At 33.4% G+C, this 12,741-nt stretch carries 9 protein-coding genes; all 9 read left to right on the top strand.

The window, feature by feature from the left end:
* On the top strand, positions 1–1,721 hold a 1,721-nt coding region (locus T368_RS16820; RefSeq protein WP_080695798.1), incomplete at its 5' end, for an alpha/beta fold hydrolase.
* A complete protein-coding gene (locus T368_RS16815) occupies positions 1,721–4,123 on the top strand; it encodes a hypothetical protein (protein WP_004085365.1) in 2,403 nt (800 codons plus the stop codon). The genes T368_RS16820 and T368_RS16815, both read left to right, overlap by 1 nt.
* A gap of 610 nt (positions 4,124–4,733) precedes the next feature.
* Positions 4,734–4,913, top strand: a complete 180-nt coding sequence (locus tag T368_RS15030; RefSeq protein WP_005219843.1) for a hypothetical protein — start codon at positions 4,734–4,736, stop codon at positions 4,911–4,913.
* On the top strand, positions 4,913–5,641 hold the full coding sequence (locus T368_RS0109620; protein ID WP_004085367.1) for a T6SS effector amidase Tae4 family protein: 729 nt from the start codon (positions 4,913–4,915) through the stop codon (positions 5,639–5,641). Before T368_RS15030 ends, T368_RS0109620 begins: the two co-directional genes overlap by 1 nt.
* Positions 5,638–6,096: a hypothetical protein gene (locus tag T368_RS0109615; protein ID WP_004085368.1), complete on the top strand. Its 459-nt coding sequence runs from the start codon at positions 5,638–5,640 to the stop codon at positions 6,094–6,096. The genes T368_RS0109620 and T368_RS0109615 overlap by 4 nt, the downstream gene beginning before the upstream one ends.
* Positions 6,069–6,521 carry a T6SS effector amidase Tae4 family protein gene (locus tag T368_RS0109610; RefSeq protein WP_004085369.1) on the top strand — a complete coding sequence of 151 codons (453 nt, stop codon included), beginning with the start codon at positions 6,069–6,071 and terminating at the stop codon, positions 6,519–6,521. Before T368_RS0109615 ends, T368_RS0109610 begins: the two co-directional genes overlap by 28 nt.
* Before the next feature lie 52 nt (positions 6,522–6,573).
* Entirely contained in the window at positions 6,574–10,497 is a 3,924-nt protein-coding gene (locus T368_RS0109605; RefSeq protein ID WP_004085370.1) for a hypothetical protein, read from the top strand.
* A 27-nt stretch (positions 10,498–10,524) separates the two neighbouring features.
* Entirely contained in the window at positions 10,525–11,799 is a 1,275-nt protein-coding gene (locus T368_RS0109600) for a hypothetical protein (protein ID WP_004085371.1), read from the top strand.
* 26 nt (positions 11,800–11,825) lie between these two features.
* On the top strand, positions 11,826–12,741 hold a 916-nt coding region (locus tag T368_RS0109595; protein ID WP_027338456.1), incomplete at its 3' end, for a hypothetical protein.

Here is a 12,741-nt window from a genome sequence, read left to right as displayed (position 1 = left end):
CAGGATTCTCTGCCACTCTCTTTAAAGATACAAAGGCAGATTCTAAAGATTCAGAATATATCCTCTCCTTTCGTGGCACAGAATTTAAACTAGAGCAAATCCAAGATTTACTCAATGATTATTACATAGGCACAAATAATAGTGATATGAATAGAGTGATAGAGCAGTATTTTGATATGCTTCTCTTTTATGAGGAAACTCTCAAGCCTTTACTGCAAGAAAAAGGCATTGCAAAGATTAATGTTATAGGACATTCACTTGGTGGCTATCTTGCTCAACTCTTTGCTTTAAGCTATCCAAGTATCATTAATGAAGTTTATACTTATAATGCACCGGGAATAATGAGTGATAAGATTACCAATACACTCTATTGGGTGGCACAAGGCATAGGATTTACCCTTGCTACAAAATCCATAAAATGTATTTTTAGGGCTAAAACAATTATTAGCTCCTTTGGCTCTCTGTTTTCATCAATTAGACCCTTTGAAGCAAAGAATGTTCTTTTAAATAAGCAAGATAAAGATGTGATTGTGGGTATAATCCCTATACGCTCTAGCTATAAAAATGTGATTAGATTTAACAATATGAATAATGATGATAGTATGGAACAAAGGATTGTAAGTAATCCTTACACAAACAATGTGCCTTATTTCTTACGAAATGATGGCTATAAATTTGCAAGTGAGAATAGACAACCTATCTTTTACTATAAAGACATAGGGAAATATGCTAGAGAATTTTATGAGTTAATGAGTGATAGTAGATATGAAGGGAAATATCTCTATTATCAATACACTTTGCATAATACGACAACGCAGGCAAGTGTGGCTAAGTTTGACTATCTTATCTTAGATTATGATTTATCTATGCCTTATGAAAGAATGGTAAATGCGTTGCAATCTATGATTCAAAACAAGCAATACCCAAATGACACTATCAAAAGTGAAAATATTTTTCGTGTTGTTTCTCTTAATGTAGCAAAGAAAATGGATGCTGTGGGGTATTTGGGTCATCATATATTTGGGAGTGAGTGCCCTATATATGTGGGGACAACAAGTATGCTTGATACGCACTCTATCACTCCCCTTACCCAAACCCTCTACTTCTACTCCTATCTCTTAGAATTAGAATCTAACACAGAAATACTACAAGCCAATGATACTAATATATCCCAAAGCCTTGAGAATCTTAATACTCTATCAAATGCTATACATAGGATTTTAGAAGACATAAGTTTTAAAGAAGCCACAGGATATGGAGAGGCTTTGCAGATACCACCGACCCCTCACTACCTCTATGCCACGATTGACAAAACACTCTTTGAAGCGACATTACATACTAAGCAAAAGAAACTGCAAGTTGATATTACTACACTTATTGAGGGTATGTTGGATTTACAAGGCAAAGACATTTTCTTACAACTACTCACTAAAGAGAGTATGCAAGAGGCTGCCACAGATGTAGCTTTAAGAGAATCAAACCTAGCAATACTCCTAGCCATACACGAGCGTTTATTTTTTATAAGTGTTTTAAAACAAGACAATCAAGCACAGGCACTGATACAGACTAAAAATGATATTACAACGCTTCTTAAGCACAACACGACAAGAACACAAATCTTTTGCTACAACCTAGAGCATATTGATGAGAAGCTTATGAGAGGCTATCTCAACGATGCTTTTAGATTCTATCCCTTTATAGATAAGAAAAAGGCAGCTTAATGAAAAATAGCTTTAAACTCCACAAATACAGAATCTTACAAATTGACAACGACATAATCCTTAGCATAGAAAAAGATAATTTCACTCTTGATATACAAGAGCTTTTGCCAATCCTTAATGCCTATACCAAGCAAGACAAACAAAGCATTCAAGAATACAATGTATTCATAGCGTTGTATGGTTGCACTCTCACAGGCTCTAAAGAATCCCCTAACAATCCTTTATGCTTTGGTGAGTTAGACAAAGAGGGCGTGTTTATAGAATCTAAGCCTGTGTATCATCTACAAGCGAGTGATGAGATTATAGAATCTGCAAGCAACAATAGAGAATCTAGCAATGGAGATTCTAATAATCCCCTAAGCACCTTAGATGTGTTTTTAAATGGCTCTAGGCTTACTATTCTTAATTATTCTCTAATTGACTCTAGTCTCAACATTAAACTAGAATCTAAAAGCAAAGAATCTAAAGCAATATTAGAACAAGAAAAAGAACAAACACAAAAGCAAAAAGAGCAAGACTCTCAAACAATAGATTCTACAACAAGCACAGCATTCTTGCACCCCATACTAGAAGATAATGAAATAAAATGTCCTCATAATGGAGTAGTAAAGCTAAAAAGCAATAAAGGTAAAAATTTTAAATCAAATAATATTCCTATGATTTTAGAATCTGATTTGCTTTACTCTCAAATTATAGGCTGCACAAACAATATAGCAGGTGTGCCTACACCTTGCACTATGGTAGCTACTATACTTCCAAATGCAAGGGCATTAAAAAAATATAATGATGATTATCCTATAATGCAGGATTTAGTTAGTGGCAATGTCTTTAGTGATAAAGGATTCCCTCTTATTGCTACACCAAAGCCTAATACATTTAGAATAAACTCCCCTAAGCCAATAGATTCTAACACGCAAAATAAACAAAAGCTAGAATCACAAATAAAGCTCTATAAACCAGCTCTAAGACTGCATTATAAAATCACTCCATTGCAAAAAGACAATCTCCCTATATATAGATTAAAGTGTAATGATACTATTATAGAATCAGGTGATGATATGCCACTAGATTTTATTTCTATTGATATAGCTAAAGATACTAAAGATTTACATGATATACATAACTTAGATAAAGCATTGCAAGATATACTCTCTATATTGCATTCCAATCTTAAACAATCTTTTATGAAAGAGTATATATATAAATATATATCCTTACAGCTAGATTCTAATATGCTTTTACTTATACTCCTTATCCCACAAACAATTCCTAAAGTCTTTAAAGAAGTGTATAAGAACTATGAATACAAAGACTATGGCATAGGAAACTATCACTATCTCCATGACTACTGCACACACATAATGCTAGATATACAAGACTATACACAAGTAGGATTAGCTCACAATCCTAGTAATGCCACTATCCTCACACTCCACACACCCTATAAAGCACAAAGACTAGAATTACAATTAGCCAATGGATTAGATTCTATACTAGAATCTAAGGATAGAGAACAAAACTTAGATTCTCTACTCACACTTAAGATTATCAATGGAGGATATAAAGAGAAGTATTGGAGCTTTGGGGAGGAGGTGGAGGAAGAGACAGAAGAGAAAATAGATATATCACAAGGCATTCTTATAGCGAGTAATGATGATACTTTGGCTTATGAATTGGCGTTTGGGGAAAGAAATGATACAATCCAAATATTCAATAAAAAAGGAATCTATCTCTTTAGTATAGAGAGAAAAGGAATAACAGAAACTAGGCTTACTGTAAGACAGCTTTATAACAAAGGGATTCAATGGTTTGAAAGCAGTGCAGAGAATTATCATAAACTTTTAGATGTGAATCCTGATTTACAAGATAAAACAAAATGTAAGGGGCTAGGTGTATTATACTTCACTTGGAGGGATATTGTGGAGTTTGCGGAAGTGGATAGATTTAGCTCATCTTTTCAGAGTGGTGGCAGTGGCGATTGGAAGCAATCTCCCAAAGGTGCTAGAGGCTTTATTCTCGTCTCAATGGAGGGGATTCCATATTGGGCTGATGCAGTGGGGCAGATACCCTATGCTATTGGAGTGTATAGGAATCTCTTGTCTTATGCTGGACCCAAAGACGCAAAACGAGGAGTTATAGACAATAAATATTATTTTTATGACGGCGACCCCATTAAAGGAAAAATGAGACAAATAGGTATTTTATCAATTCCAAAAGATGAACTTGCCGATAATTATGATAATAAAATGGTAGATAGAGGCTTAAATTTTGCTATAAGAAAATATAAAATAAAAGAAAAAAGAGTGTATCCCACTCATAACGACTGGATTTTTATAGATTTAAAGCCCAATCCTTCTTTATTAGCATTAGATTCTGATGGAAGAGAAGTTTATGCTTGGTAGGCGTGTATATTTATTTGTATTTTTAATTTTTGTTAATTTTGTTGTGGGCTTATTGGTTGCGGATTATGGCATTAAACTGCTGAACTTTATAGCCCTTGAATTGTTTAACAAGAAAGATTTTTATGTGTTTGATACCAGATATGGTGGGTTTGGTATATTTATACAGTACTCAATCACAACAGCATTTTGTTTTCTTCTTGTATATAGCTTCTTTTGTTATTTGCTATACAGCAAATATCAAGGCATAAATTTTCTTTTGATTATTTTTACTATTTTTATAATCTATTTCTTTCTTTTTTGTTTATTTTTTCAGAGACATAGACTTTTCAGTTTTCTAATACATTTTACACCTTTTTGCTTGATGTATATTGAGATTATTTTGCTGTATCGAATTAAAAACAAATAAGGTAAGAGAATGATTGGGAAACATAAGGGCTATATAGGCAAGGTGTTGGATTTGGGGAGGAAATAGAGGAATACACAAGCAAATCTCTTACATACAAATACAGAAAGCAAAGAGTCTAAAGAAACACAAGAGAAACAAGAGAAAGAGAAACAAGAGAAAGAAATATTAGAGATATATTTTAGTTATGGTGATGATACGACAAGATTGCAAGGAGATTCAAGACACACACAAGATGTGAATTTGCATATAAAAACACAAGGGTATAGCAATGGGGAGGAGATACATACAACATTGGAGATTCAAGGGAAAAAGCTTAGTGTAAGTGGCATAATACAAGATAATCAAGCTATAATTATGAATGTGTTAAGCTCAAAGGATAAGTGATGTTAGATACAAATGTGTGTAGAGTAAAATGTGGTGATAAAGAGATAACAATTAGGATTCAAAGACCAGATTTTGTAAGTGTAGAAAGTGCGTATAGGGAGATAAATATAGTTGGACGCATAGAAGCAGAAGAAGCGTATAAGAAACATTATGCTGAAACAGGTAATAAAGAGGAATCTGACGAAATATACTCTTTAACTTTAATTAAAAAGAAATATGAAACGGTAGGTGGAAATGCTTACGCACAATTCATAAGTGATATGGATAAATATTACAACACCTGTGCCTTGCGTATTAGCTATGCCTTGAATTATAGCACCCACCCTATTAAAAATATGAAAAAGCAAGTTGTAGGCAGAGGCTACAAAGGTAAAGATAACCACACTTACTATTTGGGTGTATTTGACATTATCGAACTTCTAAAATTAAATTGGAAAGCGTTATCTTGGACTAAATCCACTTATAATCAAGTAAAAGACAAGATTCAATGTGGTTGCTCTGAGGATTTTTACCACAATATGACCTCAAAAGCTGAAAATCAAAAGTTTTTTAAAGAATTGCAATCCATTAAAAGAAAAGGCATTGTAGCAATGATTGGCACAGATGGGCTAAGACACACAACACTATGGAATGAAAGTAATTTTGTCGATGTAGAATTTAATTATTATAATTTCTTAGATGGAACAAATTACATTATCAAAGAATTATATTTTTGGGATTTGTTATGAAAAAAGTTCTTGTTGCATTGTGCTTCTGTCTTTCTTGTGTGTATAGCAGTAGCGATAGGTATAATATGTCGCTTCAGTTGCATTTACTGAAAGCAAGGGAATACATAGATGCTCTAAGGTCATTGGGAGTAGGGTATTGCTTGGGATACGATATAGAAAAGCTTTATGATGAAGCAATATTGTGGTTTGGTTTTGATGATTCTAAACGCAATGATGTAATCAATGAAATAAAAATGCTTATCAATACTCAAAAAATAGAATTTGTAAAGCCTAAAAGAAAATATGATGAAAAGGCACAATTATTTCATAATTGTTTTTTAATGTACAATTCTAGCGTGTATCAAGATGAGATAGAGAATATAGCAAAGAAATATTGTAAAAATGCTGAAGTTTGCGAAAATATAAAACGACTTACAGAGCGGAAAATATGGAAAGATTGCAAGATATTACGTTAAGGGCTACCGTCCAAGCACAAAAGCGGTATGAGAAAGTAGGAGGACAAGCCTTGCGTGAATTTAATAGAGATTCTGAATCTTATATAAATACTTGTGCTTTTAAATTAAGCTATGCACTTAACTATGGTGGAATGCCACTTAAGAACTATATGTCAAGACAGCAAATAACGAGCAGACCGATTGCTTTTCAAAACGCTTTAATTCTTGGGGATAAGGCCAATAATAATTACTTTATGAGAGTAAAAGAAATACGACAATTCCTTCAGTTAAAAAGTGTTTGGGGTAACGCAGATGAACCATATAATCCTAAAATTATGAAAACCAAGCAGGAAAACATCGATTTTTACAACAACGAATTTTCAAAGTTTGATAAAAGTGAGTTGGGAAAATACAAAAAACATCAACCAAAATATGAGGGGGGATGATAAATAAAAAGGTTTATGGTAGAATAAATTTTTAGGCAAAAAGGGTAACTACATGATAATTTCAAACAAAGAAGAATTATTACAAGAAATTGATAATCTGTTAGGCTTAAAGGCACATAAAACAATAGAACGTATCATATTTCTTTGTCCAAATATGAATGCAAGTCTCATTACGCATGATAACCAATCACCACAAAATCTAGGGCAAGAAATTCTAAAAAAACTACAACAAACACGAAATAATACGACAATTCACAGCTTTGAGGCATTAAGTCAAGAACAAATCTTGGGTACAAAACAACCCTACAGCCTACCCAAACATATTACCCTAAAGACATATTGCAATCATGACACTATCATCAAAACCCTATTAGATTCTATTAAAGAATCTGCAAAGATTAATACAGCTAACCAATATGAAAACTTAGAGGCTATGCTTAATGACATCAAGTCTGAAAATATAGATAAGATTTCTCTAAAAAAAGCTAAAGATGCAGTAATAGAACATATTGGGGAATTACCCATAGAATCTAACTTGTTTGCAGAGATGATGAAGGCAGATGCTAAAGTAAATATTGAGCAGCTTTTTAACAAACTAGAGCAGTATATCAAACAAGCTATAGAGGATAAGAATAAAGATTATTATAAAAATATCATAAAAACAATCTTTAATGTGATTCTTGCTATTGCTACAGGTGGAGGCGCAGTAATCATATTGCTAGGTATATCTGCAGTATTGCTTTCATCACTTATGGACTCTCAAGATGCTCAAAATAACAAATATAGCTATATCAAAAATCCAATCATAGAGTTTCTTGCCACCGAGTTAGCAATGTATATACAGCTTGCAAACACACAACTACTCTCTTGTATGCTGATTGTGGAAAGCACACAAGAGACAGACAAGAAAAAAATAGAATTTCTTGACTTATCAGGCTTTAATCTTTATTTGGAAAATACGTTATTATCGTGTTCTCAATCTATCGCTCTCAAGGGTGAGCTTATGCTTGATAGCCCTATGATAGATATTCCAAACCTATTAGCTCAAAAAGCAATTACTCTACCCAAAACACAGCACAATAGCATAAAAGCTCAAATGCTTTACATACACCAAAATAAAACAAAACAACAAAATATCAAAGACGTATCTCTTCTTACACATATGCTCCAAGCAGTGCAATACTTCAACCACCTTGCCTATATAGAATCTCCACATTTTAACTCTGCTCTATTAGCTGAAATTTGTGCTGACAAAAACGCACAATACCCCAATAACCACACTACAAATATGGCAAAAAATTATCTTATAATCACCAATGCCCCAAGCAAATATAATGCAAAGCTTACAGAGACGATTACCCAACACATCATTGGCAATACAATCAAAGACGATATGAACAATCGCACCAAACAAGAGCTTACTCTCTCAAGAGGGGGCAAAAACAAAAGCTACAACACCACAAGAGATTACAGCACATATAGGATAGAAATCAATAAAAAAGATGATGAAGCCTATATGGTGCAGCTTTCGCCATTTGTAAGAGCAGAGCTTGATACAATCAAACAAGCTTATGAGAATAATTCAAGATACAAAGATCTCAATACTTCTTTAAGCGACGCACACATAATGGATGCTTATAGTTGGCAATTTGATAGCCTATATTCTCAAGATGCTGCATCATTTAAACAAACAATACAAGAGGACATAGATGCTCTAGTGCGAACCTATGGCATAAAATATATACAATCCTTTTTTAAAACTCCTAAAGAAATCGAGGATATTATCAAAAAAGAAGAGCAAACAGCTAAAGATTTTCTTACCCAATTGCAATATTTTCATGATGACAATGAAAACTTGGATAATTCTTTATTAGCGATTTTTACGCTTTTTTATGGACTCTATGTGTTTAAGATACATTTTCCAAGCTTTGTGTTGAAAAGTAGCATTGCAAAAAAGACAACAAGTAGTGGCTATCTTTTCACAAACGAGCGCGATTATCTTAAAGTCTCTTGTTTAAATGAAACTTGGGAGTTTTATCTCACCAAAGCATATCCAGACTATAAAGTCCAACCACCTCAAAATATCCAAATCGCCAAAGTTTTACAAGAAAAACTCTTGCAACATAGCAGCCCACAAGAGACAGAGCTTAGCAAAGATTTTTTAGCCTATCTTAAAGAGTTTATGGATACTGATATTGCTAGTAGCGATGCAAAGGCATTTGATGATGAAATAAAAAAGGAAATAGGGATTGATAAAGAACTAGAGCAAGAGTTAGCACAAATCAAAAATTATGGAGAAAAATATGCAAAGATTGTAGAGCAAGAACGCACACAAGAAGTATGTTATAACTCATTTTTTAAGATATTAGGCATAATATGTCCCTTTATGAATTTTGCTCATGAAAATATGATTGATGCGACAAAGCATTGCCTTGTGATTTTTATCAACGCTATTGAACATCTAAACAAAACTCAAAACTTAAAACTTGCTTTGCATGAGACATTGCTTACAGAAATAGGAGGAGTTTTATTCTTATCATATCCTACAACTATACGCGTGCATATTGAGATTGATGGAGGCGTTCAAGACACATCAAAAAAATTGAACAACAAAGTAGATATTACAAATAAGATAAAAGCAAAACTCACAGAGTCATTAAAGCAAAAAAACAAAGAGCAAATACAAAATTTCCTCAAAGGTTTTGCCCAAGTGGAGCTAAGACGCACAAAAGCACAAATAGCACATTTTGAGGCAAAAACTGCTTTTATTCTTGATAGTATTGATAAAGACACGAAAACACTCAAATTAACAGCTATCAAAGAAAAGCTAAAGCAAACTATGAGCTCACCCAAAGATAAAGCATTGATTGATAAAATTTGCTTTACCTATGGCAGTGGTAAGGCACAATCACACCTTATAGGCGAACTTCAAGCACGAGAGGTTTTCTCCCAAGTGAAGCAATTTTATCGCAATAAGGTTTTCTATACATTAAAAATTAATTCTAGTGCAGCTTTAGCAGGGATAGCATTGGATATTGTGCTAGAATATTATTTTAGCACCAATTATGAGGCATATGCAAGGGAGTATGATAGCATTATGCACAAACGCTATACATTCTATTATGATTTGCCCTATGCCTTAAAAAGAGTAGAGAGTCTCCTAGAGCTTGATGCCCAAAATCAAGCCATCAAAAAAGACAGAGAACTCACCTACTATCCTATGTTAGTGCATTCCAAATTTATGTCTTTTGATTTGCAATCGATGATATATGGCACAGAGCTTTGCACAGGTGGGCTGACACATCATATTGGGCTAGCCTATTTGCTACAACAAAATAAAAGCAATGTCTTACAAGAATTCTTACTTACAAAGCTTCTAGCCTATCTTATCATCGATGAGAAGCGAAGGGCAAAAGATAAGCAAGACTATGAGACACACTATAATAAACAAGTGCCAGATTATACATTCTTTCATCATAAGAGTGTAGATAGCAAAGGCATCATCACAAACACAACAAGCCATATATCCCTCAATGATATACGCAAATACCAAGTGCCAGAGGAGAGTAGTTTGTATCAAGAATTTAAGAAAAGAGAAAGAAAAGGGGAGGCATCAGCCATTGATGCCTATAATGAAGCCCTAGAAATCTTAGCAGATTATAAAGACTACTTTTTTACCAACACTCCAAAGAAAAATGACCAAGGTAAGATATTAAGCTACAAAGATGATAAAAATAAAGCAAGGAGATTATTAGAATGCCTTAATACCATAGGGCAGAATAATATTAAAGCTTTATATGTGGGGGTGAATGATGAGAAACCAAATAATGATAATAATTACACGCCCCCACCATTACTTACAGACGCAGATTCAAAAGAAGAAAAAGAGCAATCACAAGAAGATAAGAAACGTCCTAAATTCATAGGTCGTCTAGCCACTACTATCATTATAGAAGATGGCTTATGGTTAGGATAGATTTTTAAATAAGATTAAGGAGAAATAATGAGTGAGACATATCAAATCTATGCACCAAATTCAATAATACTTCAGGTCGATAAAGGCACAAATAAGATTCATCTTACGCCATATACTAACATAGAAACAGGCAAATACACAGAGGAATATTCTAAAGCCTTGTTGCAGGCTTGGCAGATAATGGAAGAAGCAAAGAAACAATATAAACCCCTCTACCTAGACCCAAGCCTTAAAACAAATCCAAATCATTTTAAAGAATTTCAAAGCTTTCGTAATCTCTATCTTAAAGACCCTATAAAAAAAGCTATAGCTCCTTGGACTAAAAAAGAAAAAGCCTATTATGAATCTTTACAAACTAAAAGAGAGAGATACCAATACTTAGTAATAAGAAGTGGATTACGAAGTGCAGTCATAGATATACCCTTTGATGCTATTGGTGGAGTAGATGAAAAGGGTAGGGTAATAAATAAAGAATATGAAGATATCTTTTATCAAGTAGATAGGAATAAAGATACATTAAAATCTGAATTCTTTGCTACAGAATGGGGCATAGCTGCAGGGATACTGGGGAATCCAGAATATTTTGCTTCAGATTTGACAGGTTTTACCGCACGATATGTGCAATCTACAATACTCTATATACAGCTTAATCCAAAAATAGATTATAGAGGCATATTAAAAATCATAGAAATATATGGAAAGGATTATGTGGGGAGTTTTAGGACTTTTAAATCAGGATTACGTAAAAACCCCTTACGCCAACAACAGCTCACAGCCCTAGCTAAGAGCATAAAGCCTGATAGATTTGGTATGCTCCCATACATAGATGAGATAATGGGAGTAGATTGGGTAATGGATTTGAATATGTTATATGGGTATGCCATAGATGGAGATGGATATAATATAGAAGCATATATTAAGGAGATAGATGAAGGCAAACTCCTAGACCCAAGAGATCCTAAATCCACAAAGCAAACACGATTAGAATTTCGCAAAAGAATAAAATCTATTCCTCATCTTAGAAGATACCATTTAGATTTTCCAAATGACTGGACACAAAAAAAGGTAGATTTGTATATAGATTCTATGCTTTTAGAAGCTAAGATTATGGCAGTTACTCCCCCACAAGGCTATCCTAATGCACCTACTTACTATATCCCAGAGTATTTAGATGAACTCTATGAAGCAGGTAAGCTTGATAAATTGCTCAATCCCACTATCCCAGCTATATATAGAGAATCTTTCCCACAAGAATTACGTGATAAAATAGAATGGTATGCTAAAAAGCATCATATTAAATAAAGAAATCAACTCATAAAAGGATACTTATGCAAAAAAATAACTCTAAAAACACAAACATATTGTCAAAAAATGCTCACATAGATTCTAAAAGACGCAAAGCTATTAAAGATTTAAGAGACTTAGGCTTACTTGGTGCAGGTAGCATACTAGGATTGCAAATATATAAAGATTTTAAAAGCCATAGCATAGATTCTCTATCCTCTAGTCTTGATACTTCTTTACAATCTCACACATTAGATTCTGCTTCTATTTTAGAATCTAATGCCCTAGATTCTTTGCATTCTCTCTTTCATTCTAATATCCCTAGTGAAATCCTCTCACTCCCTCTCAAATACTTTAATGTGCCACAAACATACACTATGCTTTTAGAATCTAAACTTCCAAGAAATCAAAGAGAAAATCTACTCTATATCGTGCCATTACTTACAAGTAAAGACTTTAAGCATACAATGCCTAGTCTCTATCATCACTATAATGCAGACAATAATACACATAGCATAATCTATAATGAGACAAGCCAATTCTTACAATATCACTATGACACTTTAGGCTCTTTACTCAAAGACTTGCAATCTCATCATTTTATAGCAAGAGATTATAGAGCATTGAGCCAAGATTCTAACAACCTTTTAGAAAATCTCATACAAGAGATGATACAAAATCTCATCATACATAACACAACAAGCCATATATCCCTCAATGATATACGTAAATACCAAGTGCCAAAGGAGAGTGATTTGTATAAGGAGTTTAAGGCTTTAGAAGAAGATGATAAAAAATCAGCCATTGATGCCTATAATGAAGCCTTAGAAATCCTAGCAGATTATAAAGACTACTTTTTTACCAGCACTCCAAAGAAAAATGACCAAGGTAAGATATTAAGCTACAAAGATGATAAAAATAAAGCAAGGAGATTATTAGAATGCCTTAATACCATAGGGC

It is taken from the genome of Helicobacter bilis ATCC 51630, assembly GCF_000686565.1.
Taxonomy (GTDB): domain Bacteria; phylum Campylobacterota; class Campylobacteria; order Campylobacterales; family Helicobacteraceae; genus Helicobacter_A; species Helicobacter_A bilis.
This window is presented reverse-complemented; position numbering and strand designations above follow the sequence as displayed.

Bases quoted from the DNA above. Each gene is read 5' to 3' on its own strand.
- T368_RS16815 (WP_004085365.1), top strand. From the start codon at position 1,721: ATGAAAAATAGCTTTAAACTCCACAAATACAGAATCTTACAAATTGAC.
- T368_RS0109620 (WP_004085367.1), top strand. From the start codon at position 4,913: ATGTTAGATACAAATGTGTGTAGAGTAAAATGTGGTGATAAAGAGATA.
- T368_RS0109615 (WP_004085368.1), top strand. From the start codon at position 5,638: ATGAAAAAAGTTCTTGTTGCATTGTGCTTCTGTCTTTCTTGTGTGTAT.
- T368_RS0109610 (WP_004085369.1), top strand. From the start codon at position 6,069: ATGGAAAGATTGCAAGATATTACGTTAAGGGCTACCGTCCAAGCACAA.
- T368_RS0109605 (WP_004085370.1), top strand. From the start codon at position 6,574: ATGATAATTTCAAACAAAGAAGAATTATTACAAGAAATTGATAATCTG.
- T368_RS0109600 (WP_004085371.1), top strand. From the start codon at position 10,525: ATGAGTGAGACATATCAAATCTATGCACCAAATTCAATAATACTTCAG.